Here is a 26061-nt window from a genome sequence, read left to right on the forward strand (position 1 = left end):
GACCCCCAACGAGGTTGCACGGTTCATGAACTCCCGTCAGCGCCGCGGCGTGATCCTCCTGCTCCTGTCCGTGCTGTGCGCCCTCGGCGCCTCCGCCGGCGTCCTCTCCGTCATCGACGACGTGGAGTCCAAGGTCGGCCCCGAGGTCGCCGCCTACCGCCTCAAGACCGACATCACGCCCTACACCCCGCTCACCACGGGCCAGTTCGAGAAGATCGAGATGCCCGAGCGGTGGCTGTCCGAGAACGCGGTGACCGATCTCGCCGCCATCCGCGGCAAGATCGCCGTGACGGCCCTGAAGAAGGGCTCGCTGCTCCAGAGCGACATGATCGTCGACCAGCCCGCCCTCCAGCCCGGCCAGCAGGAGGTCGCCATCATGATCGACGCGGCCACCGGCGTCGCCGGAAAGATCACCCCGGGCTCCTCCGTCAACGTCTACGCCACCTTCGAGGGCGCCAAGGAGAGCGACCCCGACCAGTCGAAGATCATCGTCACCAACGCCCGCGTCCTCGACGTCGGCGAGCTGACGGCCCTCGAACCCGACGCCGACAACCGCGCGCAGCAGCCCACCGACGCCGTCCCCATCACCTTCGCCCTGTCCACGCTCGACGCCCAGCGCATCACGTACGCCGAGTCGTTCGCCAAGCGCGTCCGGCTGGCACTGGTGGCGCCCGGCACCGACACCGCGGTCCCCGACCAGGACCGCACGTACGAACTCGCCACGGACAAGTAAGGGGCCGCCGCCATGCCCACGAGGATCTTCCCGGCCGTCGGCGACGCGGACGCGGCCCGCTCCCTCACCACGCTGCTCAGCCAGCTCCCGGACGCCGAACCCGTCACCCCCGTCACCGACTCCACCCAACTGGTCGACGCCCTCGGCCGCCTCGCCGCGGAGTCCGTCGACGAACTGCCCGAGGTCGTCGTCGTCCACGAACGCATCGGTCCCGTACCGGCGTTGGAACTGGTCCGCGACGTCGCCCTGCGCTTCCCGGCGGTCGGCGTCATCCTCGTCACCACCGACGCGAGCCCCGGCCTCTTCGCCGCGGCCATGGACTCCGGCGCCCGCGGCCTGGTCACCCTCCCCCTCGACTACGAGGAACTGGCCAGCCGCGTCCAGGCGGTCGCCCGGTGGTCGGTCGGCGTACGCCGCCATCTCGGCCACGGCGGCGACGTGTTCACCGGCGTCGGCGGCACCGTCGTCACCGTCAGCGGCGCCAAGGGGGGCGTGGGCGCGACCCTCACGGCCGTCCAGCTCGCCCTCGCCGCCCAGGCGTCCGGCCGTTCCACCGCCCTGGTCGACATGGACCTCCAGACCGGCGACATCGCCTCCTACCTGGACGTGCAGTTCCGCCGCTCGGTCGTCGACCTCGCCGCCATCACCGACATCTCGCCCCGCATCCTGGCCGAGGCCGTCTTCCGCCACGACACCGGCGTGGCCCTTCTCCTCGCCCCCGGCGAGGGCGAACGCGGCGAGGAGGTCACCGACCGCGCGGCCCGCCAGATCGTCACCGCCCTGCGCTCCCGCTACGAGGTCGTCGTCGTCGACTGCGGCGCCCAGCTCGGCGGCGCCGGAGCCGCCGTCGTCGAGACGGCCGACACGGCCCTGCTGGTCACCACCCCGGACGTGGTGGCCGTGCGGGGCGCCAAACGCGCCGTCCGGATGTGGGACCGCCTCCAGATCCGCAAGGCCGAGGAGACCACCGTCGTGGTCAACCGGCACAGCCGCGCCACCGAGATCCAGCCCGCGCTCATCCAGAAGATCACCGGTACGGCCATGGCCACGACCACGATCCCCGCCCACTTCAAGGAACTCCAGGCCGCCGTCGACGCCGGCCGCGTCCACGCCCTCGACGCCAAGGGCGCCGTCCGCCAGGCGACCTGGGCGCTCGCCGGCGAGCTGGGCCTGGTGAAGACACCGGAGGGCACCGAGCGCAGACACGGACGGGCCCGCGGCGCGGTCCGGGGCGGCGACCGGGGGTCGGTGGGGTTCCGGCGGAGGAGGGAGTGAGGGTGACGTCACGGCGGTGCAAGGACGACCGGGGCCAGGTCACGATCGAATTGCTCGGCATGACCCCGCTCATCATCGTGACCCTGGTGGTCGTGTGGCAGTTCGTGCTGGTGGGGTACACCTTCACGCTCGCGGGGAATGCTGCCGACGAGGCGGTGCGGGCGGCGACGGCGGCGCATCGGGGGGAGCGGCAGGCCGTGTGCGAACAGGCGGGCACGCAGAAGCTGTCGGGCGCGTGGCAGTCCGGCGCCCAGGTCGACTGCGGGTGGTCGGCGGAGTACGTCACGGCCCGGGTCACCCTGAGGGTCCCCGTCCTCTTCCCGGGCACGGTCTCCTTCCCGTTCGACGTGCACGGTCAGGCGGGCGCGGTCGAGGAGGAGGACGACTGAGATGGCGGCGTACGAGCATCGGGACCGGCGGCGGGACGGCTTACGGGACGGCTTGCGGGACGGCGGCCCGGACGGCTTGCGGGACGGCTGTCCGGACGGCCGGTGGTTCACCCCCCGCGGGGGGTGCCGCGACCGCGACCGCGACCGTGTCCGCGACTTCCGCCGCGACCGGGGCCAGGTCGCCCTCGAATACCTCGGGTTCGTGCCGGTCCTGCTCCTCGTCGCGCTGGCCGCCGTCCAGTTGGGCCTGATCGCGTACACGGCCCAGCAGGCGGGGACGGCGGCCCGGGCCGGAGCCCGCAGCGCGTCCCTCGACAAGGGCGCCCAGCAGGCCTGCCAGGGCGCGGTCAGCTCCTGGCTGGCCGGCGGCACCAACTGCACGAGCGCCGGTCTGGGCGACGAGGTCCGGGTCACCGCCGGCGTCACCATCCCGTCCGTCATCCCCGGGATCGGGGACTTCGGCCAGGCCCGCAAGACGGCCACGATGCCGGTCGACCACTGAAGGCCAGCGAAGGAAGGCACCGGAGATGAGCCTGCGCGCACGCATCACCTCGCCCGAGGAGAACACCGGCCGGGGCGAGGACGGCCACCTGGTCGCCTCCTACCGGGCCAAGCTGCTGGAGGAGATCGACCTCGCGGAGATGAGCGCGCTGGCGGCGGCCGAGCGCCGGGCCCGCCTGGAGCGGGTGCTGGGGCACATCATCAGCCGCGAGGGCCCCGTGCTGTCGACCACGGAACGCTCCCAGCTCATCCGCCGGGTGGTCGACGAGGCCCTCGGCCTGGGCATCCTGGAACCGCTCCTGGAGGACGCGTCCATCACGGAGATCATGGTCAACGGCCCCGACGCGATCTTCGTGGAACGGGCCGGCCGGGTCGAGCAGCTCCCGATCCGCTTCGCGTCGAACGACCAGCTCATGCAGACCATCGAACGCATCGTCTCCACGGTCAACCGCCGCGTCGACGAGACCAACCCGATGGTCGACGCCCGCCTCCCCTCCGGAGAACGCGTCAACGTCATCATCCCCCCGCTGGCGCTGACCGGCCCCACCCTCACCATCCGCCGCTTCCCGCGCTCCTTCACCCTGCACGAACTGATCGGCTTCGGCTCCCTCGACGAGCACATGGTGTACCTGCTGGCGGGCCTGGTGCAGGCGAAGTTCAACGTGATCGTCTCCGGCGCGACCGGCACGGGCAAGACCACGCTGCTCAACGCCCTCTCGGGCCTGATCCCCGACGGCGAACGCATCATCACCATCGAGGACTCCGCGGAACTCCAGCTCCAGCAGTCGCACGTGATCCGCCTGGAGTCCCGCCCCCCGAACGTCGAGGGCAAGGGCCGCATCACCATCCGCGACCTGGTCCGCAACTCGCTGCGCATGCGCCCCGACCGGATCGTGGTCGGCGAGGTCCGCGGCGGCGAGTCGCTCGACATGCTCCAGGCCATGTCGACGGGCCACGACGGCTCCCTCGCCACGGTCCACGCCAACAGCGCCGAGGACGCCCTGATGCGCTTGCAGACCCTGGCCTCCATGTCGGACGTCGAGATCCCCTTCGTCGCCCTCCACGACCAGATCAACAGCGCCGTGGACGTCATCGTCCAGCTCACCCGCTTCGCCGACGGCGCCCGCCGCATCACCGAGATCGCCCTGCTCGACAGCCACGGCAGCGAGCCCTACCGGCTGGCGACGATCGCCCGCTTCCACGCCCGGCCGATGACGGCGGACGGCCGCATCCACGGCTCCTTCGCGTACTCCCCGCTCCCGCGCCGCGCCGCCGACCGCCTCTACATGGCGAGCCAGCCCGTCCCGCAGGCCTTCGGCGTGGCCCGCACGCTCGACGAACTGACCACCCGAGAAGCCCGGTAGACAGGCCAGGCAGGCCAGGCAGGCCAGGCAGGCCAGGCAGGCCAGGCAGGCCAGGCAGGCCAGGCAGGCCAGGCAGGCCAGGCAGGCCAGGCAGGCCAGACAGGCCAGACAGGCGAGACAGGCCAGAAGGACAGACAGGACGGACAGGACGGACAGGAAACGGCCCCATGGATCTGAACACCCTGATCACCCTCACCACCGGCGTGACCCTCCTGGCCTGCGTCCTGGCCGTCGCGGGCCTGCACACCTACGGGCGGGGCCGCGCCCAGCGGGCGGCCCTCGTCGACCGCCTCTCCGCCACCGGCCAGATCCCCCTCACCGGCCGCCGGCGCCGCTTCCGCACCCTGGACCGGCGGCTGCGCCGTACGCACCTCGGCCGCACCCTGGAGCGGAAGCTCAACGCGACGGGCCTGGACGTGACGCCGGGCGAGTTCTTCGTCTCCATGCTGGCGGCGGTCGCCGCCCTGTGGCTGATCGGCCAGGCCACCCTCGCCCCCTTCTTCGGCCCCCTGGCGGGCGTCCTCGGCGTCTGGGCGGCCTGGCAGTTCCTCACCTGGCAGCGCCAGAAACGCATCGAACGCTTCATCAACCAGCTCCCCGAACTCGCCCGCATCCTCGCCAACGCCACCCACGCCGGCCTCGCCCTGCGCACCGCGATCGGCATGGCCGCGGAGGAACTGGAGGCCCCGGCCGGCGAGGAACTGGCCAAGGTCGCCAACCAGCTGGCCGTGGGCCACTCCCTCGACGACGCCCTCGGTGAACTCGCCGACCGCCTCCCCTCCCGCGAACTGGTCGTCCTCGTCACGACCCTGGTCCTCTCCAACCGGGCCGGCGGCCAGGTCGTCGGGGCGCTGCGGAACCTGACGGAGACGCTGGAGGAACGCAAGGAGACGCGACGGGAGGTGCGGACCCAGCTGTCGCAGGTGAACATGACCTCGTACGCCGTGCCGGTGCTCGGGGTCGGCGCGCTGTTCCTGATGAACAGCGTCGAGGACGGCACCCTCGACCGCATGACGGGCTCCCCCCTCGGCCAGGCCGCCGTGATCATCGCCTTCGGGCTGTACGCCGTCGGCTTCGTCCTCATCCGCCGCATGTCCCGCATCGACGTCTGAGGCCGGGGAGGAACCGCCCGCCATGGAACTGCTGCTCGCACTCGTCATGGGCCTCGGCGTCTGGGGCGCCTTCACCGGCCTGCGCATGTACCGGGCCGACGCGAAACTGCCCAGCGACCTCGCGCTGGCCCTGGAGATCGGCGCCAGCCGCACCGGCGCCGTCGGCTCCCTCGTCGACCGCCTCGGCATGCGGTACGCCCCCGCCGTCCTGCGCCTCATGGGACCCGCGCAGGTCGCCCGCTACCGGCGCCGGATCGACCTGGCCGGCAACCCCGGGGGCCTCACCATCGACCGCTACGCCGCCCGGCGCGCGGTCTACGGCGCGGTCGGCGCCCTCGGCGGCCTGGTCGCCCTCCTCCAGGGCAGCTACTTCCTCGCCCTCCTCATGGTCGCCTTCGGCGTGTTCTGGTCCGAGGTCGGCATCTGGTCCGCCATCCGCGTCCGCAAGGACGCGATCGAACGGACGCTGCCCGACTTCCTGGACGTACTGGCCGTCGTCGTGAGCGCGGGCCTCGGCTTCCGCCAGGCCCTCGACCGCGTGGCGTCCCGGTACGAGGGCCCGTGGGCCGACGAGATCCGCATCACGCTCCGCCAGATGGACCTCGGCATGAGCCGCCGCGAGGCCTTCGCCGAACTGCGCCGCCGCAACGACTCCGAGCAGGTCGCCATGTTCGTCACGGCGCTCCAGCAGGGCGAGGAACTGGGCGCGCCGATCGTGGACACGCTGGTCTCCATCGCCAAGGACATGCGCCGCACCGACGCCCAGAACGCCCGCCGCAAGGCCGCCCGGGCGGTCCCCAAGGCCACCTTGATGATCACCACGTTCATGGTCCCGGCCACCATGCTCCTCCTCGGCGCGGGCATGCTGCTCGGCTCCGGCACGGACTTCACTTCGATCACGGGCGAGTAGGGGGAGCGGGGTGACGGTCATGACGGCGACCACCCAGGGGCACGACGACCGCCCGGACCGACGCGCCGGCCCGTCGGCGGCCGACGGCGGATCCGAGGACGCGGTGCCCGGGAGCGGGCCACCCCACGGGCCCCAGCCGCCCCTCACCCTCCAGGTCAACGCCCTCCAGGCCATGTGCCGCCACGTCTTCGGCTTCCGCCTCGCCATGATCGCGCTGGCCGCGCCGGCCGCCCTCCTCAACGCCTCCCCGGGCCTGGGCGCCCGCCTGGTCGGCGCGGCCGTGGTCGTCACCTTCATGGGCTCGTACGTCCTCTTCCGCGACTGGGAACGCTTCGGCCCCCTCCTCCTGCGCCACCCCACCCTCCTGGCCGTGGACACCCTCTTCGGCACCCTCCTGCTGATCTCCGCCGGCCCGGACACCACCCTCGCCTACGTCAGCGTCTGCACGCCCCTCCTCGCGGGCATCGTCTACGGCTGGCGCGGGGCGGCCTGCTTCGCCTCGCTCCAGTCGCTGATCCTCCTGCTCGTCCACACCACCCTGGAGCGGGAGTCCGGCGCGAGCCTCGCCGAACGGCTGCTCCTGCCCGGCTTCTGCGTCATCACCGGCGCCGTCGGCTCCACCCTGCGCAACCTCATGCTCCGCTTCGGCACCGCGACGCACGCCCTGACCACCGTCAGGACCCGCCTCGCGGCCACCGAGGCGGTCGCGGCCGAACGCGCCCGCCTGGCCCGCGAGATGCACGACTCGGTGGCCAAGACCCTCCACGGTGTCGCCCTCGCCGCGGACGGCCTCGCCCGCTCGGCGGCGGCCGCGACCGTGGACCGGACCCGTGTCCAGCACCAGGCCGCGCTGATCGCCCGCGCCGCCCGCCGGGCCGCCGCGGAGTCCCGCGAACTCCTCACCGACCTGCGCCGCGAGACGGACCCCGCGCAGGGCGTCGACGTCCTGGCGGAACTGGCGGCGCACACCCGCGACATCGCCGACCGCCTCGGCGTCCCGGCCACGTACCACCCGACGGGCGACCGCGCGGCGCTGCCCGTCCCGCCGGCCGTGGCCCGCCACCTCCTCACGATCGCCTCGGAGGCCCTGGAGAACGCGCACCGTCACGCGGACGCGCACCGCGTCGAGGTACGGGCCGGCGTCCACGGCGGCGTACTGCGTCTGAGCGTCCTCGACGACGGCCGCGGCCTCCCACCCGGCACCACCTTCGAACAGCTCCGCCGCGGCGGACACTTCGGCCTCGTCGGCATGGCGGAGCGGGCCGCCTCCGTCGGCGCCCGCCTCCACCTGGGCGACGGCCCGCACGCCCGCGGCACCAGCGTGCTCCTCGAACTCCCGCTCACGGCCCTCGAATGACCCGTGGCACCCCGCCCGCCCCCGACCCGTGACGCCCTCGACCGCTAGCGCCTCGCCCGCCATCCCCACGACGAAAGGAGGCCGCCTCCCATGCCGGACCGACCGCGGCAGCCGACCCCCCCGCCACCGCCATCACCCCCGCCACCGCCATCACCCCCGCCACTGCCATCGCCACCGAACCCCTTCGGAAGCGTCTCCCGGCCCCGGCCGGCCCCCCGCCCGACCCTGCGCGTCGTGATCGCCGACGACAACCCCGTGGTCCGCGCCGGTCTCACGGCACTCCTCTCCGACCGCGAGGACATCACGGTCGTCGCGGAGGCCACCGACGGCCGCGAGGCCTACGAGGCCGCCCACCGCCACCGGCCCGACATCGTCCTGCTGGACGTCCGCATGCCCGGCGTGGACGGCCTCTCGGCACTGCCCCACCTGGTGGGGATCGCCCCGGTCGTGATGCTCACGTACAGCGGCGAGTCGGAGGTGGTCGAGGAGGCACTGCGCCGGGGCGCGGGCGGCTACCTGGTCCACGGGGAGTTCACCGTCGAGGAGTTGGTGAACGCCGTCCGGGACGTCAGGGACGGCCGGGCCCACTTCACCCCGACCGCGGCGACCGCCGTACTGACCCGGCTGAGGTCGACGCCGAGCGCGATGTCGAGTGCGACTGCACACAATGGCGTAACCCAACCACCCCCATTTCCAGCGACTTCCCTCAAACTGCTTTCGCAACTGCAATCGACTGTGGGACAGTCGCGTCGGGGCTCGGAACTCAGCGTGAGGGAGGCGGAGATCATGGACCTCATCGCATCCGGCATGACCAACCAGCAGATCGCCGCCACCTGCTTCATCAGCGAGAAGACGGTCAAGAACCACATCAACCGCATCTTCGCCAAACTGCACAGCAGCAGCCGCTCCGAGGCGGCCGCCAAGTGGCTGGGAACGGCGGTGACCCCATGAGGCCCCGCCACCCCTCGGCCTGGGCCCGGATCTGGGCCCAGGGACCCTTCCCCCGGCCGTCCGCTCCGCCCTACGTTCCCAGAGCCGGGAACGCCTCAAACGGAGAGGAACGCCATGAGCGACCTGAGCGACCTGCTGCTGAGGACCACCGTCGCGGCCCGGGTCCGGGTGAGCGGCTGGAAGAACACGACGGCACAGGCCGTACGACGCCGTGGCGACCGGGGACAGACCGCGGTGGAGTACCTGGGCATCATCGCGGTGGTGGTGGCGATCGTGGTGCTCATCGCCAATACGAACCTCGGCGCCACCATCGTCAACAAACTCACGGCTCAGATCGCCAAGGTGGCACCCTGACCCGATCGCGTTTCTACGGCGACGCAGGGCAGGTCTTCCCCGTCTACATCACGGTGGTGGGGGGCCTGCTCTTTCTCGCGTTCGCGTACTTCGCGGTCGGCCAGGCAGCGGTGAACCGGAACGGCGCCCAGACCGCCGCCGACGCGGCGGCGCTGGCGGCGGCGCAGGAGACCCGGGACCAGCTGGCCGACCAGTGGCTGCTGGTGGTCCGGGACCCCACCCGATGGCAGGACGTCTTCGACGGCAACGGCGCCACCGACTCCTGCTGGCGGGCGGCGCAGCTCGCGGCGCTGAACGACGCCGGCAACGTGCAGTGCGGCCCGGACGGCCTGCTGGGATACAAGGTCACCGTCCAGGCGAACCAGTCCGCCGGAGACTCCGTCATCCCCCTCACGAGCACGACGCGGGCGCATGCCTCCGCGACCGCCGTGATCGAGCCGCTGTGCACGTTCGAGCTCCCGGCCGAGGATGCGGAGGACGACGTCCTGCCGGGGCTCACCTGTGACGACGAGGACTGGGAACTCGACCCGGATGACCTCACCGATCTGCCGGGACCCGAGGACCTCTTCGATGTCCACCTGGTCGGCTGACGAGCGAACGACGAGTGGAGAAGGAAGCAGAGTGATGAGCATGCGGTTCACTGCGGAGGCCCGCAGGGGGTTGGTCACGCTGGCCGTCGTGGCCGGCCTGGCCCTGGGGTCCGCCGCCTGCGGTGGTGGTGGCGGGGACGACGACAAGAAGGCGAACAATTCGGCGTCCGCTTCGCAGAGCAGTGGGTCCGCGCCGAGTGCTCAGGAAGGCCAGTCCGACTCGCCGCTGGCCGAGATCAAGGGCCCGAGCGGGCTCCTCCTCCAGATCACCTCGGCGGTCCGTGACTCCGGCGGATTCGTCACCGTCAACGGCGCTCTGAAGAACGACGGATCGGAAGTCGCCGTCATCCCGCTGGAGTTGAGCGGCAACGAAACAGAGATCATGAACAACGGCAGGTCCCTCGGCGGAGCCACCCTCGTCGACTCCAAGACCAAGAAGCGCTACTACGTCCTGCGCGACACGGAAGGCCGCCCCCTGACCACCACGGGCTTCTCGACCCTCAAGGCCGGGGAATCGATCGACGTGTTCCTCCAGTTCCCGTCGCCGCCCGCCGACACGACCGACGTCTCCTTCCAGCTGCCGCTGTTCCCCAGCGCGGTCGTCAAGATCTCCGGGTGAGGCCGGTCATGACCCGCACCCGGACGGCGTCCGCCCCCCTCGCCCTGGCGATGGTCACCACCGCGCTCCTCCTCACCCCCGCGAGCCCGGCCCGGGCCGACGGCCCCAGCGTGCCGCCGGGCACCGAACCCACCGCCACCGCCCCCGTGGAGGTCGACCCGAACGACCCCGACCTCAAGCTCCCCGAGGGCGCCACCCTGGCCGAGCCCAAGGTGCTGGACATCAAGCAGGTCGTCGAGGACCAGAGCGGCGACGAACGCCGGGAGGACACCAACGCCGACGTGACCTTCGCGCTCCAGGCGGAGGTCCTCTTCGGCAAGAACAGCGCGAAGCTCAGCGCTGCCGCGCAGGCGCGGATCGCCACGATCGCCCAGGAGATCAACACGCAGAAGGCCACCCAGGTCCGCGTCTTCGGCTTCACGGACAACCTCGGCTCCTCGTCCCACGGCGACGTCCTGTCGAAACAGCGTGCCGACGCCGTCCAGGCCGCGCTCGCGGGCGATCTGAACGACCCGAACATCACCTTCGAGGTGCGCGGCTACGGCGAGCAGTTCCCCATCGCGGACAACTCCACCGAGGCCGGCCGCAAGAAGAACCGCCGAGTGGAGGTCACCTTCCCCCGCATCGCGAGCTGAGTAGTACGGACAGGTGAGCGTGGTGTCTCATTCGGCGAGCTGCAAATCGTTCGGGATGTCTGGTTTGTTGATGCAAGCCAGTTCATCCCGCAGTGTGCGAGCCAACTCCACGGCCAACTTCTGATGGAAGTCCTGCGTGACCCGAGGGGGATCCGGGGCACTGACTCTGGCTTCGAGGAGCACCTGAGGCTGTTGCCCGTCCGTGCCCTTGATCTCGCAGCGAAAAAGGAGGTCGACGTCTCCGGCCACGCTGGACGGTTCGGCCACGTAGACGTCCGTAGCCGCTTGATGCCAGCGTTCAGTGTAAGTCTGTACCGCCTTCAGGGTATCCGAGGCCCACCTCGTCGTGGCAGAGAAGTGGCCGCTCCCCGAAAGAGTGCAGGCGTTATACTCCTCAAACCCCTTGTTAACGTTGTAAGGTTCAGTCGCTTCCCGGGTCAGATTGTTTCTGATCTGGGCGATGGAGAAAGCGCTACCGGAGAACTTCAGGTCATCGGAGTCGAGGGCGTCCCGCAGTGACTTCATGTTATCTGTGCCGAATAGTGCGTTACAGGTTTTCCACTGCGTGGGGTACTTTTCGCTCAGTGACTGTTCGTCCGAGCAGCCTGTGGACAGTGCCAGGGTCGCTATCACTCCGCACCAGGCAGTCCAGGTCAGAGGTCTCACTACGACACCTTTTCATTGTTTGAAATGGCCGTTTTCCCAGCCAAGTAGGACTGCTCGATCTCATTGATGAGGTCAGTGGCCTGCTTGTTGCTCATTCCAGTGGTCTGGGCATACTGCAGAACGGGGTGGGTCACCGCCCGCTCGCCGACCTCCTCCACCCACTGCACGTCTTGGAGTGCCTCGGGACTGTTCTTGTACTCGTTGTCCTGGAGGTACTGCATGGTGTGGTTGCCGTAGGCCGTGCTGACCGTCGAGGCGCCTGACTCCAACACGATCGGAACCACGGTAGTGGCGACGACGCCGGCGGCAGGGCCCAGGATCATAGCCGTGCCACCAGCGGCGACTGCTGTGACAACACCGGTCATCAGGGACTTGCGCCATTCGCCCTGCTTCCCCAACTCCAGGTTCTCAGCGGTCGCGTCGTCCTTGAACTCCTCACGGATCCCGTGGGACCGGGACTCATCAAGGATGCCGTGTACCTTCGCGGCGTTCTGCGCGAACGCGATGCCGTGGTCCTGGTCGTTCTCGAATGCTGCGAGACCACTCGCCATGTAGACCTGCTGGGCTACGGTCAGTGTCTTGTATCCGTCCTCGTCCCCAGCCACCAGCATCATGAAATTCCGCACCTGGCGCTCGTCGAATGATGTTCGTGTCGAACCGTCGCTGCTGTGAGCGAAGAGCGCGTCGCGATCCAGTACCTCGCCCGAGCCGCCGAAATTGTTGATCGAATAGTTGAAGTCGTCGATGTACGCCGCACCCATGCGGGCCAGGCTGTCCTTCATGACGTCGTGCGGAGGTCCGTCTTCGGAAGCCACGTTGTAGCGCTCGATCACCCGTCCCATGATGTCGGCCGTCTCCTCGTCCCGGTGCAGCACCGGCGGATCCGCGTCCCACGCCGCCCCTGTCGTAGCGGCCTCCAGGGCGTGCCCCAGGGCGTCCGGGCCCATCTCACGGGCGTGTTCGGCCTCGTCGCTGGCGGGGTGGGCGAGGCTGTCCGGGGCCCATTCGAAGTCCGCCTTGTTCAACTCGTCGAAGTACGACGTGAAGTCGAGGGTGCCGTCCTTGTCGACCGTGCCGTCCTCGTTGTAGGCGGTGGGCGGGTCGGTGAAGAACCTCTTCGCGGCCTCGGGGCTGTGCCCGAGCCCCTCCAGGACGCTGGTCAGCGGGTCGTAGCCGGCGCCGTTCTTTCCCGAGGGGTTGAAGCCCCAGTCGAGGTCGGAACCGCCGATCATGGGCTTGTTCTCCATGAACCGGTACGGGTCCTGCTTGTGCAGCTGCACGACGTGCTCGGCGATCGGGTTGATGAACCGCGCGTCGTAGTTGCCGTAGCGCAGGATTCCGCCCAGGAGCTGGTAGCCGTACGGCGACATGCCCGCGCCGGGGTAGAGCTCGACTCGCTGCGTGCCCAGCTTGCGGAACTCCGTCGACCAACTCGCCGGCAGGTGCGACTTGTTGTCGGGATCGGTTGCCGAGGCCAGGGCCAGGCCCATGTTCCGCTGGAGCTGCCGGGTGAGGGCGAGCCGCTCCTTGTTGTCGCCCATCGTGCCGTCCAGGGACATACGGCCGTAGAACTCCAGCGCCTCCTTCGGGCCGCCGAGGGACTTGTAGAAGTCCGTGGAGAAGTCCGCGTCCCTGGCGTTGAACCTCATGATGGAGTTCAGTTCCATGAACTGCTTGTCGCTCAGCTCCGGCCCGAGCTTCGCCAGCTCGGCCGCGCGCTCGGCCTGGGCGTCGTCGAGGGACTCGTACGACGCGTGACCGGCGTTGTGCTTGTCATTGCCGTGGCTCTTGGCCAGTGCACGGGTCAGGGACGTGTCGATCTCGGTGGCGTGGGCGACGAGCCGGTTGATGCGGTCCTCCAGCTCCTGCTTGGCGTCGAGCTGTTCCTGGGTGCGCTCGTCGCTGTCGCCCCGGATGTGCGGGAAGAAGCAGCGGACCTTGCCCTCGCCGATGTCCTCGACGCGGATCCCGAGGTTCACCGCGTCCTGCTGGACCGCGGTCCGGATCTTCTTCTGGAGCGCGACCAGTTCCGTGTGGCCGTCGACGAGCACCTTGTGGATGCTGTCGGCCTCGGTGTGCAGGTCGTCGATCTCCTTCACCGTCTTGGTGACGAACTCCCGCGTCACCGTCGCGTTCACACCGGCCCATCGGGCCTTGTCCGACTTGGCCTGCATGCCCGTGCGGGCGTTCTCCGCCGCGGTCTTGAGCGCGTCCACGCTCTTGCTCCAGTCGGAGACCGCGGTGCCGAGTCTGCCGAGGTCGACCTCGACGAGGTCCATGTAGGTGAGGGCCACCGAGACGCTCCTACTGGAAGTACTTGTCGATCTGGGACACGGGCAGGGCCCCACCGTCGGTGCCGAGGATCACGGCACCGATCTTGGCGTCCTCCTGGGCATGCAGCTTCTTGCTGAAGTCGAGGTGGTCCGAGATGTGGGCACAGGCCTGGAGCACCGTCTTGAGCTGCGACGTCCAGATGTCGACCGTCGTCTCCAGCGCGCCGCCTGTCGTGAAGCCGTGCGACTTCAGCGCGGCGGCGGCCTGGTTCGAGGAGCCCACGCCGTCCTTGTTCGCACCGGCGCCGGCGATGTCCGCGCCGGCCTGGAGGTCCTCGTAGAGGAGGAACGCGTCGTGGCCGACGGCACCGAGGTCGTCCTGGTTGACCACCAGGTCACCGGCCCCGCCGCCACCACCCGGGTCCGCGGGGATCTGGTTGAGCCGCATCTGCGTCGCTCCGCGCCCGACCGCGTCGGCCTTCAGTTGCTCCCACTCGTCCCACGCCATGTCAGTGCCCCCGCTGCACTCCGCCGATCAGGCAATTTGCGGGGACTTTACCGTACGTACGGTGCGCGCGGGCTGACTCTGCGCCCACAACTCGTGAGGTACATGGACGTACTTGAGGGCCCGGTGGGCCTGATCAGCGGAGGACCGTGTAGTGCAGCAGGGTGACTCCGCTGGGGAAGGTGCGGGATGCGGTGAGGTGGAGGGGGGTGGTGGTGCCGGTGGGCGGGAAGAGGGGTTTGCCGTGGCCGAGGAGCACGGGGTGGACGTAGAGGCGAATCTCGTCCACCAGGTCGTGGCGGAGGAAGGTGGCGGCGAGGTCGGCGCCGCCGAGGCCGAGGTCGCCCGCGCCCGGCTGGTTCTTCAGGGCGGTGACCTCCTCGGGGACGACCTCCCGGACGATCGTCGTGTTCCAGTCGGCCCGTTCCAGCGTCCGCGAGTAGACGTACTTCGGGATGTCGCGCCAGATGCCCGCGAACTCGGCCTCGGTCGAGCTCGTTCGGGGGTCGGCGTCGGCCGTGGGCCAGAAGGCAGCCATGAGGTCGTAGGTGACCCTGCCGTGGATCAGGCCGCCCATGTCTCCGACGATGTCGTTGAAGTGCTGGTGCAGTGCGTCGTCGACCCGGTTCCAGGAGATGTCGTGGTCCGGGCCCTCGAAGTACCCGTCGATGGAAACCGACGCCATCAGAACGATCCTGCGCATACGACGGCCACCTCTTCGTGTCCCGGCTCGCTACCGTGCAGAGGGTAGCTACGCGGCCGAGGGGAGACGGGTATGGCGCGCTGGCGTGACGGGCGGGGGGAACTCGTCGTGGGCGGCGAGGCGGGCCCGCGGGTCCCCTTGGAGATCGCCACCTCGTACCGGGCGCGGACGCGCGGGCTGCTCGGCCGGGACCGCGTCGAGGGGGCGTTGCTGCTCTCCCCCGCCGGGAGCGTCCACACCTTCGGCATGCGCGTCCCCATCGACGTCGCCTATCTCGACCGCCGCCTCACCGTGATCGCCGTCCGGACCATGCCGCCGGGGCGGCTGGGGCTGCCCCGGCCGCGTTCCCGGCATGTGGTGGAGGCGGCCGCGGGGGCCATGTGGGGGTGGGGGATCCGGGTCGGGGTGACGGTTGAGGTCGTGGCTGCTCACTGAGGGCCCCATGCCCCTCCGCCCGCTGCGTACGAGAGCCCAGGAGCCATCCCGTGGTGAGGAGCTGAGGAACGTTTCCTCGGCGGCCGACTCAGTTGATCACCAGGGGGAAGACCAGGGCTGGACGGTGCCGAGGTCGGGGCACGGTAGGAGGAGTAACACGGTCACCGGGCCAAGCGCTGCTGGCTCACGGGCGGGACACTACGAGGAGGCTGATGGCGCCTGTCGGCTTCGCGGACATGACCTCATCGCGCTGTGCGCTCGGTTGAGCTCAAGCTCAACTGGGAGGCCGAGTGTTCGTAGGAGAGGGGAAGCGCGTCATCTCGAACAATGAAAAGGTGTCGTCGTGAGGTTTGCCGGCAGGACGTTCCCGGCGATCGGGGCGGTGATCGCGGCACTGGCTGTGCTGGCTGCCTGCTCCGGTTCCGAAGAGGGAGACACGAAGGACCGGAACGATGCCCCGATCGGCTGGAGCACGTGCAACGCGCTCTTCGGCGAAGACCGGATCGACGCGTTGCAGGACGAGATGGGGAAGGGGACCCTGGCCGTGCTGAACCAGACGTTCCCGGTGGACACGTTCGTGTCCGGCTCGGCGAGTGTCGTCCAGTCGTGGGAGCCGGGCGATACCGGGCACGTCGCGTATACCGCGAGTCACCCCTGTGACCTGGGACTCGACGGCACGGGCAAGCGGTTCAACTCCTACGTTCGCTGGTCCGTCGACACCCCGAAGGGCATCGAGAACGGTGTCGCGTCCAAGAACGGCTGGCAGTCGGCGGGTGGTGACGTCTACGTGGTGCGCGAGGATTCCGGCCTGCGCCTCACCGCCCTGTTCCCCTGCAAGATCAAGGGGTCTCACCAGGAGCAGCAAGCCGAACTTCCGTTGGAAGTGGAGACCGAAGTCCGGAACGTCCCCGGTTTCGACGCCGAGCTCCTGAGCGAGATGACCGCCCAGCTCGCCCGTAACCTCGCGAAGAAGCTGCCCTGCACCAACGACCCGGAGATTCCGAGCGCGCTGTGAGGGAGCGGCAAGGCTGGTGAGGACCGGTGCAGCGGAAAATCCCTCCCGCGTCCGAGATTCCGCCGCCGGCGGCGCCCGTGCGGGTGCCTCGGAATCCCGCCGACCGCCTCTGCGGGCGCCACCGGGCCCCCTCCCGCGTCCTGCCGCGGGATTGGCCAGGAAGCGCCGCCCGAGCGCTCGCACGCTCACCTCACGCCAACCGGTCGTCGAGGTCGGGACGCTGACGGAAGAGCCCGAAGAGGGCGCGTCCCGTCCTCGGTGGCAGTCGAGCGGAACGGTGTATTCCGTCTTGTGACGCGACAGAACGCCCCGCCATCTCCACAGGGTTTCCACATCGTTATCGCCAGCGGCTCGCATCACCCGTCTGCCTCACGTAAGTTCATGGCCGGGCAATTCGCGCCAGCAAAGCTGCGCGGGCGTCACCGCGCGGTGGAGGGGGCTGTGCGGTGGCGTCCGCGTCAAGGTGGCGCGCATCCTCGGGGTAGCCCGTCGGAGGGATGGTCGTACGTCTGCCTGATGTGGGGCGAAGTGGGGCGGATACCTCCACTTCCGTTGTCGTATGACTGATTGACCTGTGAATCTACTGCCTTTCGGCCATGTGTCATCTGAAAACCTGGCCGTACAGGGCCAGCGCCGCGTCGTCGCACGGCTCCGGAGAGTAATTGTGGCGCGCTGATGCACGCACCATCCCTCACGAAGGGTTATGGTGGAAACCCCCCCTCGGGCCGGTCCGTCTCCCCCCCACGGACCGGCCCGTTTTTTCTGCCCGCGTGCGCGGCCCCCCGGCGGCCGGCCCGGAGCGTGCGTCCGGCGTTTGCCGCACCGGTCTCCGTGCCGCGCCGGCCCCGTGCCGCACCGGTCTCCGTGCCATGCCGGCCGTGTGCCGCACCGCCCCCGTGCCGCGCCGTCGGCGGCCCCCGAGCGCCACGGGCCAGGCGCCGCAGGGGTAGGCTTCCGGCTCGCGGGGACCGCATCCGCCCGGAGGGACCGCATCCGCACGGAGGGGCTGACATTCACGTGAACCTGCGCGACAAGCTGCGCGGCCTGCTGGTGAGGCTGTACGCACGCCGGGTGGAAGGACACCTGGACCACGCTCAGGTGCCCAAGCACATCGGCGTCATCATGGACGGCAACCGCCGCTGGGCGAAGGCCGCGGGCTCCACCACCGTGCACGGTCACCGGGCCGGCGCCGAGAAGATCGAGGAGTTCCTCGGCTGGTGCTCGGAGACGGACGTCGAGGTCGTCACCCTCTGGCTGCTGTCCACGGACAACTTCGACCGCGCCAAGGAAGAGCTCGTCCCCCTCCTCGGCATCATCGAGGACGTCGTGCGCACCCTCGCCGCCGACGGCCGCTGGCGCGTGCACCACGTCGGCACCCTCGACCTCCTCCCGGCCGGCATGCAGCGCACGCTGAAGGAGGCCGAGGAGAGCACCGCCCACACCGACGGGATACTGGTCAACGTGGCCATCGGCTACGGCGGCCGCCAGGAGATCGCCGACGCCGTCCGCTCGATGATCCTCGACGCCCAGGACAACGGCGTCTCGATGGAGGACCTCGCCGACTCCGTCGACATCGACATGATCGGACGTCACCTCTACACGGGCGCCCAGCCCGACCCCGACCTCGTGATCCGCACCAGCGGGGAGCAGCGGCTGTCCGGATTCATGCTCTGGCAGACGGCCCACTCCGAGTACTACTTCTGCGACGTCTTCTGGCCGGCCTTCCGCAAGGTCGACTTCCTGCGCGCCCTGCGCGACTACGCGGCCCGCCACCGCCGCTTCGGCGGCTGACGCACCCCCCTGCCGGTCACCCGTTCGGGCGTATCCCACGTCGCCCCGGAGCCCGCCCGCACCGCCGAGGAAAGTGTCGCGAGTGCCCCGGTCGGTGCGGAAGTAACAAGGAGTTCACCGGCGCGCCGTTCTGGGCCGTGGCATGGCGTCGCGTGTTCGAGGGCATAGTCCAAGCAGGTCGACGCCCGAACCACGGGTGTCGCATCCTCAGCGGGCGGCACGGGGCCGTCCGCCCGGGAGGCCCTTTGCACCAGCCCGATCGTGCGGTCAGCACGGACGCAGCGGAGGGCCGGTTTTCGGCCCGTGCAGGGGCGCCGAACTCCGGTCCAGCTCCACTCCGTCGCTCCCCGACCTCATCCGAGGGGGTACGTCCTTCCGTGGTGACCAGCACAAAGCGCCACAAGCCCGACCGGCGCACCTACGTTCTCGACACCAGCGTCCTGCTGGCCGACCCGAACGCCCTGACCCGCTTCGACGAGCACGAGGTCGTGCTCCCCATCGTCGTGGTCACGGAGCTGGAGGCCAAGCGGCACCATCCCGAACTCGGCTACTTCGCCCGGCAGGCACTGCGCCTGCTCGACGACTACCGGGTGCGGTACGGACGCCTCGACGCGCCCATCCCGATCGGGGAACTGGGCGGAACCATCCGTGTCGAGCTCAACCACTCGGACCCCAGCGTGCTGCCCACCGGCTACCGCCTGGGGGACAACGACTCACGCATCCTCGCGGTCGCCCGCAACCTCCAGGCCGAGGGGTTCGACGTCACCGTCGTGTCGAAGGACCTCCCGCTCAGGATCAAGGCGTCCTCCGTCGGGCTCCTCGCCGAGGAGTACCGGGCGGAGCTCGCCATCACGGACTCCTCCGGCTGGACCGGGATGTCCGAACTGCCCCTGTCGGGCGAACAGGTGGACGTCCTCTTCGACGAGGGACACGTGTACGTGCCGGAGGCCGCCGACCTCCCCGTGCACACCGGCCTGACCATCCAGTCCGAGCGCGGCAAGGCGCTCGGCCGGGTGACGCCCGAGGGCAACGTCCGGCTGGTGCGCGGCGACCGGGAGGCATTCGGCATCAAGGGCCGCAGCGCCGAACAGCGCATCGCGCTCGACCTGCTGCTCGACCCGGACATCGGGATCGTGTCCATGGGCGGCCGGGCCGGCACCGGCAAGTCGGCGCTCGCGCTGTGCGCGGGCCTGGAGGCGGTCCTGGAGCGCCGCCAGCACCAGAAGGTGATGGTCTTCCGTCCGCTGTACGCGGTGGGCGGGCAGGAACTGGGCTACCTGCCCGGCACCGAGGCCGAGAAGATGAGCCCGTGGGCGCAGGCGGTCTTCGACACCCTGTCGGCGGTCACCAGCCGCGAGGTCATCGAGGAGGTCACCGCCCGCGGCATGCTGGAGGTCCTCCCGCTCACCCATATCCGCGGCCGCTCGCTCCACGACGCCTTCGTGATCGTGGACGAGGCCCAGTCGCTCGAACGGAACGTCCTGCTGACCGTTCTGTCCCGTATCGGCGCCAATTCACGGGTCGTCCTCACCCATGACGTGGCGCAGAGGGACAATCTGCGCGTCGGCCGTTACGACGGCGTGGTCGCCGTCGTGGAGAAACTGAAGGGCCATCCGCTCTTCGCGCACGTCACCCTGAACAGGTCCGAGAGGTCCCAGATCGCGGCCCTTGTGACCGAAATGCTGGAGGACGGGCAGATCTGACCCGTCTGCTCGAATTCACGCAGGTCGCGGGGTAGTTGGCGCCGTCCGGCAAAGGCTGTGAGCCTAGTCGGGCGGCGCCTTCGTATGTGGCCGAACGGCGAAATCCCCAGGGGCGAACAGGATGTGAGCTTTCACACCCGACACGGAATTGCCTTGCGGCGCTGGATTACGGCAGAGTCTCACTCCTGTCAGGCCCCGCATACGACACATCTGCGCCCCCATCGGTGCGGCACCACAAGCGCTTCACAGCCAACTCCATACCGACCGTCGTATGCCGCCCGAGCATCACGCGGCGCTCCCCACGGGGAGTTGCCCACCGGGCCCGCGCCTCCGTGACCCCGCAGTGGGGAGGCCAGTGCCAGGGGCACGATCGCGTCCGTCAGGGTCACCTCAGCGGGCGATGCTGGAAGGAAACCGTGTGAGCCGGATCTCGGTCCGGGGATTCGCAGTGGCCTCGGCCACGGCGGTCACCGCTGTCGGAAGCGTCGTCGGCGTTGCCTCGGGCAGCACCGCGCAGACCATCGACGCTGAAACGACGGCCAGCGACGCGACCCTCCTCGCGGACATCCCTGTCGGCCAGCAGGCCCAGGTCCAGACCGCGTCCCTGACGCAGCAGGCCAGCGTCCAGGCCATCGCCGCGGACGAGAGCGCCAAGAAGGACGCCGAGGAGGCGGCCCGCAAGGCGGCCGCCAAGACCGCGATCGCCAAGAAGGAGGCCGCCGAGAAGGCGGCCGAGGCGGCCAAGGAGGCCAAGGAGCGCGCCGAGGCGACGGCCACGGCCAGCCGCAGCTCCTCCGACTTCCCGGTCCAGAGCTCCTACACCGTCGCGCAGATCCAGGCGATGGCGGCGCAGATGGTCCCCAGCGGGCAGTTCCAGTGCTTCAGCAACATCGTGAACCACGAGTCCAGCTGGAACTACCAGGCCGTCAACGCCTCCTCCGGCGCCTACGGCCTCTTCCAGGCCCTGCCCGGCTCCAAGATGTCGTCCGTCGGCTCCGACTGGCAGACGAACCCGGCCACCCAGATCAAGTGGGGCCTCAACTACATGAACGAGCGGTACGGCAGCCCCTGTGAGGCCTGGACGTTCTGGCAGGCCAACCACTGGTACTAGCCGACCACCGGTAGCCGGCCCCGGCCCCTCGGTACCGCACGTCGAGCAGGACCCACGGTCCGCGCCCGGCGGCTCAACCCCGCGCAGCCCCTCCCCGTCCTAGGGGGAGGGGCTTTCGCCCTGTACGGTCGGATCCGGCGACTCCAGGGGGAGTGGTGGGGAGAGACGGGGGAAGAGGTCGGATCATGTCGCGAGTGCCACGGTGGCTCGGCCGGGTCGGTGCCGGTCTGAGCAGGATGGGGGAGCGGCTCGACGAGCGCCGTGCCGAGGCCCGGCGGGAGAGCGCGGAGGCCGGGGGAACCGGACCGGTGGCGCCCGACACCCTGGTGGTGCCCCCCGAGGAACTGCCGCCTCCCCCTCCCCGCCCCGACCCCGCACAGGTCGTGCCGTGGGGAGTCCGGGTCGCCGCCGAGGCGGGCTGGCGGCTGCTGGTGCTCGCGGGGACCGTCTGGGTCCTGATGAAGGTCATCAGCGCCGTCCAACTCGTCGTCCTCGCCTTCGTGGTGGCGCTGCTGCTGACCGCCCTGCTGGAGCCCACCGTCGCCCGCCTCAAGCACCTGGGCGTGCCCCGGGGTCCCGCGACCGCCCTGACGGCCATCCTCGGGTTCGTCGTCATCGGGCTGATGGGCTGGTTCGTGACCTGGCAGGTCATGGAGAACATCGACAACCTCTCCGACCAGGTCCAGGACGGCATCGACGACCTGCGGCGCTGGCTGCTCACCAGCCCGTTCCACGTGACCGACAAGCAGATCAACGGCATCGCCGAGAACCTGCGGGACGCCGTCGGCGCCAACACCGACGAGATCACCTCGGCCGGCCTGGAGGGCGTCACCGTCGTCGTCGAGGCCCTCACGGGCATCCTGCTCGCGTTCTTCTCGACGCTGTTCCTGCTCTACGACGGCAGGCGCATCTGGCAGTGGACCCTCAAGCTGGTCCCGGCCGCCGCACGGGCCGGCGTGGCGGGCGCGGGCCCGCGCGCCTGGGCGACGCTCACGGCGTACGTGCGGGGCACGGTGATCGTCGCGCTGATCGACGCGATCTTCATCGGCCTGGGCATCTACTTCCTCGACGTGCCGATGGCGGTGCCGCTCGCCGTCTTCATCTTCCTGTTCTCCTTCATCCCGCTGGTCGGCGCGGTCGCCTCCGGCGCGCTGGCCGTCGTGGTCGCGCTGGTGACGCAGGGCGTGTTCACCGCGGTGATGACCCTGGCGGTCGTCCTGGCCGTCCAGCAGATCGAGGGCCACATCCTCCAGCCGTTCATCCTCGGCCGCGCGGTGCGTGTCCACCCGCTCGCGGTGGTGCTGACGGTCGCGGCCGGCGGCATGGTCGCGGGCATCGGCGGCGCCGTGGTCGCCGTACCGCTGGTGGCGGTGTCCAACACGGTCGTGGGCTATCTGGCCGCCTACTCGCGGGAGTCGGCGCTGCGGCAGGCGCCGCGGCCGCGGGGAGCCACGGCGCTGGAGGTGGCGCCGGTGGCGCCCATCGAGGCCGGGGACGACTCCGGCCGCCCGGCGGAGGGTGCCCCCTCCGGGGAGGCCTGAAGGGCCGGGAGGGCCGGGAGGGCCGGGGGGCCGGGGGGCCGGGGGGCCGGGGGGCCGGGAGGGCCGGGGGAGCCGGGGGAGCCCGAAAGGAGAACGACGCCGCCCGTACGGGTGCGGCGGCGCGCGCCCCGGAAGGGAGCCCCGCCGGGAGACGCGCGGCAACGACGGAGCCCCGCCCACCACCCGGGTGGACGGGGCCCGCGGACGACCGGCCCTACTCGGAGAGCACCGCCTCCGTCTCCAGGGTCACGCCGACCGCCTGGACCACCGAGGCGATCTTGAACGCTTCCTGGATCACCTCGCGCTCGACGCCCGCCTTGCGCAGCACCTGCTCGTGCGAGTCCAGGCACATGCCGCAGCCGTTGATGGCGGAGACGGCGAACGACCACAGTTCGAAGTCGGTCTTGTCGACCCCGGGGTTGCCGATGACGTTCATCCGCAGGCCCGCCCGCAGGTTGCCGTACTCGTGGTCCGACAGCAGGTGGCGGGTGCGGTAGAAGACGTTGTTCATCGCCATGATCGCGGCGGCCGACTTGGCGGCCGTGTACGCCTCCGGCGAGAGGTTCGCCTTCGCCTCCGGCTCCAGCTCGCGCAGGACGATCGGGGAGCGGGAGGCGATCGCGGTCGCCAGCACCGTGCCCCACAGCTGCTGCGCGGGAAGGTCGGAGTTGCCGATGACCGAGCCCAGGTTGAGCTTCAGGTCCTTGGCGTAGTCCGGTATGCGGGACTTCAGGGTGTCGAGGGCCATGTCAGGTCACTCCCCGGCCAGCAGCTCGACCGGGTCGAGGGTGTCCTCGCCCTTGGACCAGTTGCAGGGGCACAGCTCGTCGGTCTGGAGGGCGTCCAGGACCCGCAGGACCTCCTTGGGGTTCCGGCCGACGGAACCGGCGGTGACCATCGTGAACTGGATCTCGTGGTTCGGGTCCACGACGAACACGGCACGCTGGGCGAAGCCGTCCTCGCCCTCGATGCCGAGCTCGCGCATCAGCTCGTGCCGGGAGTCGGCCATCATCGGGAACGGCAGGTCCGTCAGGTCCGGGTGGTCCTTGCGCCAGGCGTGGTGGACGAACTCGGAGTCGCCGGAGAAGCCGAGGATCTGCGCGTCGCGGTCGGCGAACTCGTCGTTCAGCCGGCCGAAGGCGGCGATCTCCGTCGGGCACACGAAGGTGAAGTCCTTCGGCCACGCGAAGACCACGAGCCACTTGCCCTCGTAGGACTTGTGGTGGATCTGTTCGAACTCCTTGCCCTTCTCCAGCGAGACGCAGGCGGTCAGTTCGAACTCGGGGAACTTGTCACCGACGGTGAGCACAGGCCCTCCTTGCAGCGAGGAGACGTCCGGATCGCGGACATTTCCCATGGGTTGGACGGAGGCGATCGTGGCACATAGTGCATTGATTACGGAAATGGCTACACTCGATAGGGTTGATCGGAGGTGGTTATCGGTGACCGTCGGTAATGTCGGTGCCAAGAGCGGGGGCGGTGCGGGGACCAAGCGGCGGCAGCCCACCCTGGCCCAGCTGAGGGCCTTCGCGGCCGTCGCCGAGCACCTGCACTTCCGGGACGCGGCCGCCGCCATCGGCATGAGCCAGCCCGCCCTGTCCGGCGCCGTCTCCGCGCTGGAGGAGACGCTCGGCGTGACCCTCCTCGAGCGTACGACCCGCAAGGTGCTGCTCTCCGGGGCCGGCGAGCGGCTTGCCGTACGGGCGAAGGCGGTGCTGGAGGAGGTCGGGGCGCTGCTGGAGGAGGCCGAGGCGGTCCGGGCGCCCTTCACCGGCGCGCTGCGCCTCGGCGTCATCCCCACGGTCGCGCCCTATCTCCTGCCCACCGTCCTGCGCCTGGTGCACGAGCGCTACCCGCTCCTCGACCTCCAGGTCCACGAGGAGCAGACCGCCAGCCTCGTCGACGGCCTGCACGGCGGCCGGCTCGACCTGCTGCTGCTCGCCGTGCCGCTCGGGGTGCCCGGAATGCGGGAACTCCCGCTCTTCGACGAGGACTTCGTGCTCGTCACCCCACCGGGCCACCGGCTCGGCGGCCGGGACGGCATCCCGCGCGAGGTGCTCAAGGAACTGAACCTGCTGCTCCTGGACGAAGGGCACTGCCTGCGCGACCAGGCGCTCGACATCTGCCGCGAGGCCGGGCGCGGCATGAGCGGGGCGGGGCGGACCGCGTCCGAGGGCGGCGGCGGGCGCCGGGAGGGCGCGCCGGTGACGACGACCGCCGCCGGGCTCTCCACGCTCGTCCAGCTCGTCGCCGGCGGACTCGGCTGCACCCTGCTGCCGCGTACCGCCGTCACCGTCGAGACCAGCCGCTCCAGCCGGCTCCTCACGGGCTCCTTCGCCGACCCCGCCCCCACCCGCCGGATCGCCCTCGCCATGCGGGCCGGCGCCGCCCGCGGGGCGGAGTACACGGAGCTGGCGGCCGCCCTGCGCGAGGCGCTGCGGCCGCTGCCGGTCCGGGTGCTCGACACCGGCGACTGAGACCCGCCGACCGGTCGAATGCGGTCCCGGGCCGCCGAATTGAGCCCAGCGGCGTGGCAACTTCCGTCACCTGGGGGCAGGTCGGAAACACGCCACAGGACGCTCCGCCCCGGCTGATACACATTCCCTCCTCAGCGCTACGCGTCAGGCGTGTGTGCGAGAGTCCAAGGGGCGTGATGTCGGGCTACGAGCTGCTGGCACGCGACCTGGCCGCGTGCGGGCGGGACGGCTTCACCGGGGAAGTGCGGGTGTCCGGCTCGCCCGGCGGCACCGTCCACCTGCGCGGCGGCCTGGTCGTCGCCGTCGAGTCACCGGGGGCGCCCGGACCGGAGGCGCTGCTGCTGCGCTCCGGGCGGATCGGCGGCGAGGAATGGGCCCGCCTGGTGCGCGAGTCCGGCGGTGCGCGCTGGCCGGCCGCCGGGCTCGTCGCCCACGGCCACACGGGCGCGGCCCAGCTGCGGGTGGTCTGCGCGATGGCCCTGAGGGACGCCGCGTTCGCGGTCGTCGCGGGCGGCGTCGACGGCTGCGAACGCGGTCCGGCCACCGGACCGGCGCCCGCCGCGGTCGCCGTGGGCGAACCGCCCACCCGGCTCCTGAAGGACGCGGCCCGCAGACTCGGCGCGCTGCTCGCCCTTCCGTACCCCGTCCGTCCGGAGCGTGAGCGTCCCGTCCCCGCGCCCCGCTCCTTCCCGGCCGACGGCCTGACCGCGCTGCGCCGCGAGCTGCTCACCCACGCCGACGGCCGCCGCACCGCCCGCGACCTCGCCTTCCTCACCGGGCGCGGCGTCTACGCCGTCACCGTCGAGGTGGCCCGGATGCTCGGCGAAGGGCTCCTGGAGTGCCCCGGGGCCCCCGCCCCGATCCCGGTCCGGCTGCCGCCCGACGGCCCCGGACTCCGCCCCCGCACACCCGTCCCGCCCCCGCCGGCCACGCCCCCCGAACCGGTCGCCCTGCCCCGCCGCCGGCCCGGCGCCAGCGGCATCAAGGAGTTCTTCCGGCTGCGGAACCCGGCCGGCAACTGACCGTCCCCCCACCCGAACGTCCCACGACA

Annotated in this window: 27 protein-coding genes; 21 read left to right on the forward strand and 6 right to left on the reverse strand. The window is 70.6% G+C overall.

Annotated features, from left to right (window positions below; translation table 11 throughout):
* Nucleotides 1-25 precede the first annotated feature (25 nt).
* The 13 genes from cpaB to ACFYWQ_RS07790 all read left to right on the forward strand — a co-directional run bounded on the left by cpaB (nucleotide 26) and on the right by ACFYWQ_RS07790 (nucleotide 10790).
* Nucleotides 26-733, forward strand: a complete 708-nt coding sequence (cpaB, locus tag ACFYWQ_RS07730) for a Flp pilus assembly protein CpaB (protein WP_389513756.1) — start codon at nucleotides 26-28, stop codon at nucleotides 731-733.
* A gap of 12 nt (nucleotides 734-745) precedes the next feature.
* Nucleotides 746-2008, forward strand: a complete 1263-nt coding sequence (locus ACFYWQ_RS07735; protein WP_389513758.1) for a CpaE family protein — start codon at nucleotides 746-748, stop codon at nucleotides 2006-2008.
* A 59-nt stretch (nucleotides 2009-2067) separates the two neighbouring features.
* A complete protein-coding gene (locus tag ACFYWQ_RS07740; protein ID WP_389514400.1) occupies nucleotides 2068-2397 on the forward strand; it encodes a pilus assembly protein in 330 nt (109 codons plus the stop codon).
* A gap of 76 nt (nucleotides 2398-2473) precedes the next feature.
* Nucleotides 2474-2899, forward strand: a complete 426-nt coding sequence (locus ACFYWQ_RS07745) for a TadE/TadG family type IV pilus assembly protein (RefSeq protein ID WP_389514402.1) — start codon at nucleotides 2474-2476, stop codon at nucleotides 2897-2899.
* Nucleotides 2900-2924: 25 nt separating this feature from the next.
* On the forward strand, nucleotides 2925-4262 hold the full coding sequence (locus tag ACFYWQ_RS07750; RefSeq protein ID WP_389513760.1) for a CpaF family protein: 1338 nt from the start codon (nucleotides 2925-2927) through the stop codon (nucleotides 4260-4262).
* A 167-nt stretch (nucleotides 4263-4429) separates the two neighbouring features.
* Nucleotides 4430-5374 carry a type II secretion system F family protein gene (locus tag ACFYWQ_RS07755; protein WP_389513762.1) on the forward strand — a complete coding sequence of 315 codons (945 nt, stop codon included), beginning with the start codon at nucleotides 4430-4432 and terminating at the stop codon, nucleotides 5372-5374.
* Between the two features lie 22 nt (nucleotides 5375-5396).
* Nucleotides 5397-6284, forward strand: a complete 888-nt coding sequence (locus ACFYWQ_RS07760) for a DUF5936 domain-containing protein (protein WP_389513764.1) — start codon at nucleotides 5397-5399, stop codon at nucleotides 6282-6284.
* A 19-nt stretch (nucleotides 6285-6303) separates the two neighbouring features.
* Nucleotides 6304-7641, forward strand: a complete 1338-nt coding sequence (locus tag ACFYWQ_RS07765; protein WP_389513766.1) for a sensor histidine kinase — start codon at nucleotides 6304-6306, stop codon at nucleotides 7639-7641.
* Nucleotides 7642-7731: 90 nt separating this feature from the next.
* Entirely contained in the window at nucleotides 7732-8592 is an 861-nt protein-coding gene (locus ACFYWQ_RS07770; RefSeq protein WP_389513768.1) for a response regulator, read from the forward strand.
* A gap of 123 nt (nucleotides 8593-8715) precedes the next feature.
* Entirely contained in the window at nucleotides 8716-8946 is a 231-nt protein-coding gene (locus ACFYWQ_RS07775; RefSeq protein WP_389514404.1) for a Flp family type IVb pilin, read from the forward strand.
* The gene (locus ACFYWQ_RS07780; protein WP_389514407.1) at nucleotides 8943-9536 is read left to right on the forward strand and encodes a pilus assembly protein TadG-related protein; all 594 of its coding nucleotides are present in this window, start codon (nucleotides 8943-8945) and stop codon (nucleotides 9534-9536) included. Before ACFYWQ_RS07775 ends, ACFYWQ_RS07780 begins: the two co-directional genes overlap by 4 nt.
* A gap of 34 nt (nucleotides 9537-9570) precedes the next feature.
* Nucleotides 9571-10155 (forward strand): hypothetical protein, encoded by a 585-nt coding sequence (locus tag ACFYWQ_RS07785; protein WP_389513770.1) that lies wholly within the window; start codon nucleotides 9571-9573, stop codon nucleotides 10153-10155.
* 8 nt (nucleotides 10156-10163) lie between these two features.
* On the forward strand, nucleotides 10164-10790 hold the full coding sequence (locus ACFYWQ_RS07790) for an OmpA family protein (protein ID WP_389513772.1): 627 nt from the start codon (nucleotides 10164-10166) through the stop codon (nucleotides 10788-10790).
* Nucleotides 10791-10817: 27 nt separating this feature from the next.
* Here ACFYWQ_RS07790 and ACFYWQ_RS07795 read toward each other — a convergent pair whose 3' ends face one another.
* From ACFYWQ_RS07795 to ACFYWQ_RS07810, 4 genes are all read right to left on the reverse strand, one after another.
* On the reverse strand, nucleotides 10818-11456 hold the full coding sequence (locus ACFYWQ_RS07795; RefSeq protein WP_389513774.1) for a hypothetical protein: 639 nt from the start codon (nucleotides 11454-11456) through the stop codon (nucleotides 10818-10820).
* A complete protein-coding gene (locus ACFYWQ_RS07800) occupies nucleotides 11456-13750 on the reverse strand; it encodes a hypothetical protein (protein WP_389513776.1) in 2295 nt (764 codons plus the stop codon). Before ACFYWQ_RS07800 ends, ACFYWQ_RS07795 begins: the two co-directional genes overlap by 1 nt.
* A 10-nt stretch (nucleotides 13751-13760) precedes the next feature.
* Nucleotides 13761-14237: a hypothetical protein gene (locus tag ACFYWQ_RS07805; protein ID WP_389513778.1), complete on the reverse strand. Its 477-nt coding sequence runs from the start codon at nucleotides 14235-14237 to the stop codon at nucleotides 13761-13763.
* 133 nt (nucleotides 14238-14370) lie between these two features.
* Nucleotides 14371-14937, reverse strand: coding sequence for a dihydrofolate reductase family protein (locus ACFYWQ_RS07810; RefSeq protein ID WP_389513780.1), 567 nt, complete (start codon nucleotides 14935-14937; stop codon nucleotides 14371-14373).
* Between the two features lie 72 nt (nucleotides 14938-15009).
* Here ACFYWQ_RS07810 and ACFYWQ_RS07815 point away from each other — a divergent pair, with 72 nt between their 5' ends.
* The 6 genes from ACFYWQ_RS07815 (at nucleotide 15010) to ACFYWQ_RS07840 (ending at nucleotide 22533) form a co-directional block, all read left to right on the forward strand.
* A complete protein-coding gene (locus ACFYWQ_RS07815) occupies nucleotides 15010-15372 on the forward strand; it encodes a DUF192 domain-containing protein (protein ID WP_389513782.1) in 363 nt (120 codons plus the stop codon).
* Between the two features lie 343 nt (nucleotides 15373-15715).
* The gene (locus tag ACFYWQ_RS07820) at nucleotides 15716-16387 is read left to right on the forward strand and encodes a hypothetical protein (protein WP_389513784.1); all 672 of its coding nucleotides are present in this window, start codon (nucleotides 15716-15718) and stop codon (nucleotides 16385-16387) included.
* 1017 nt (nucleotides 16388-17404) lie between these two features.
* Complete coding sequence (locus ACFYWQ_RS07825; protein WP_389513785.1) at nucleotides 17405-18178, forward strand: isoprenyl transferase; 774 nt, start codon at nucleotides 17405-17407, stop codon at nucleotides 18176-18178.
* A 377-nt stretch (nucleotides 18179-18555) separates the two neighbouring features.
* Complete coding sequence (locus ACFYWQ_RS07830) at nucleotides 18556-19881, forward strand: PhoH family protein (protein WP_389513787.1); 1326 nt, start codon at nucleotides 18556-18558, stop codon at nucleotides 19879-19881.
* 418 nt (nucleotides 19882-20299) lie between these two features.
* Nucleotides 20300-20992 carry a transglycosylase SLT domain-containing protein gene (locus ACFYWQ_RS07835; protein WP_389513789.1) on the forward strand — a complete coding sequence of 231 codons (693 nt, stop codon included), beginning with the start codon at nucleotides 20300-20302 and terminating at the stop codon, nucleotides 20990-20992.
* A gap of 185 nt (nucleotides 20993-21177) precedes the next feature.
* Nucleotides 21178-22533, forward strand: coding sequence for an AI-2E family transporter (locus tag ACFYWQ_RS07840; RefSeq protein WP_389513791.1), 1356 nt, complete (start codon nucleotides 21178-21180; stop codon nucleotides 22531-22533).
* Between the two features lie 214 nt (nucleotides 22534-22747).
* On the opposite strand, the gene ACFYWQ_RS07845 is transcribed toward ACFYWQ_RS07840, so the two are convergent.
* Both ACFYWQ_RS07845 and ACFYWQ_RS07850 read right to left on the reverse strand, forming a co-directional pair.
* Nucleotides 22748-23281: an alkyl hydroperoxide reductase gene (locus ACFYWQ_RS07845; protein ID WP_389513793.1), complete on the reverse strand. Its 534-nt coding sequence runs from the start codon at nucleotides 23279-23281 to the stop codon at nucleotides 22748-22750.
* A 6-nt stretch (nucleotides 23282-23287) separates the two neighbouring features.
* The gene (locus tag ACFYWQ_RS07850) at nucleotides 23288-23842 is read right to left on the reverse strand and encodes a peroxiredoxin (protein ID WP_389513794.1); all 555 of its coding nucleotides are present in this window, start codon (nucleotides 23840-23842) and stop codon (nucleotides 23288-23290) included.
* 133 nt (nucleotides 23843-23975) lie between these two features.
* Here ACFYWQ_RS07850 and ACFYWQ_RS07855 point away from each other — a divergent pair, with 133 nt between their 5' ends.
* A complete protein-coding gene (locus ACFYWQ_RS07855) occupies nucleotides 23976-25010 on the forward strand; it encodes a LysR substrate-binding domain-containing protein (protein ID WP_389513796.1) in 1035 nt (344 codons plus the stop codon).
* A gap of 176 nt (nucleotides 25011-25186) precedes the next feature.
* A complete protein-coding gene (locus tag ACFYWQ_RS07860; protein ID WP_389513798.1) occupies nucleotides 25187-26032 on the forward strand; it encodes a MarR family transcriptional regulator in 846 nt (281 codons plus the stop codon).
* Nucleotides 26033-26061: the final 29 nt, after the last annotated feature.

The sequence above is a fragment of the Streptomyces sp. NPDC003247 genome (assembly GCF_042888135.1).
GTDB lineage: Bacteria > Actinomycetota > Actinomycetes > Streptomycetales > Streptomycetaceae > Streptomyces.

Coding starts and splice junctions, on each gene's coding strand:
- cpaB (WP_389513756.1), top strand. CDS start 26: ATGAACTCCCGTCAGCGCCGCGGCGTGATCCTCCTGCTCCTGTCCGTG.
- ACFYWQ_RS07735 (WP_389513758.1), top strand. CDS start 746: ATGCCCACGAGGATCTTCCCGGCCGTCGGCGACGCGGACGCGGCCCGC.
- ACFYWQ_RS07740 (WP_389514400.1), top strand. CDS start 2,068: ATGACCCCGCTCATCATCGTGACCCTGGTGGTCGTGTGGCAGTTCGTG.
- ACFYWQ_RS07750 (WP_389513760.1), top strand. CDS start 2,925: ATGAGCCTGCGCGCACGCATCACCTCGCCCGAGGAGAACACCGGCCGG.
- ACFYWQ_RS07755 (WP_389513762.1), top strand. CDS start 4,430: ATGGATCTGAACACCCTGATCACCCTCACCACCGGCGTGACCCTCCTG.
- ACFYWQ_RS07760 (WP_389513764.1), top strand. CDS start 5,397: ATGGAACTGCTGCTCGCACTCGTCATGGGCCTCGGCGTCTGGGGCGCC.
- ACFYWQ_RS07765 (WP_389513766.1), top strand. CDS start 6,304: ATGACGGCGACCACCCAGGGGCACGACGACCGCCCGGACCGACGCGCC.
- ACFYWQ_RS07770 (WP_389513768.1), top strand. CDS start 7,732: ATGCCGGACCGACCGCGGCAGCCGACCCCCCCGCCACCGCCATCACCC.
- ACFYWQ_RS07785 (WP_389513770.1), top strand. CDS start 9,571: ATGAGCATGCGGTTCACTGCGGAGGCCCGCAGGGGGTTGGTCACGCTG.
- ACFYWQ_RS07790 (WP_389513772.1), top strand. CDS start 10,164: ATGACCCGCACCCGGACGGCGTCCGCCCCCCTCGCCCTGGCGATGGTC.
- ACFYWQ_RS07805 (WP_389513778.1), bottom strand. CDS start 14,237: ATGGCGTGGGACGAGTGGGAGCAACTGAAGGCCGACGCGGTCGGGCGC.
- ACFYWQ_RS07810 (WP_389513780.1), bottom strand. CDS start 14,937: ATGCGCAGGATCGTTCTGATGGCGTCGGTTTCCATCGACGGGTACTTC.
- ACFYWQ_RS07815 (WP_389513782.1), top strand. CDS start 15,010: ATGGCGCGCTGGCGTGACGGGCGGGGGGAACTCGTCGTGGGCGGCGAG.
- ACFYWQ_RS07840 (WP_389513791.1), top strand. CDS start 21,178: ATGTCGCGAGTGCCACGGTGGCTCGGCCGGGTCGGTGCCGGTCTGAGC.
- ACFYWQ_RS07845 (WP_389513793.1), bottom strand. CDS start 23,281: ATGGCCCTCGACACCCTGAAGTCCCGCATACCGGACTACGCCAAGGAC.
- ACFYWQ_RS07860 (WP_389513798.1), top strand. CDS start 25,187: ATGTCGGGCTACGAGCTGCTGGCACGCGACCTGGCCGCGTGCGGGCGG.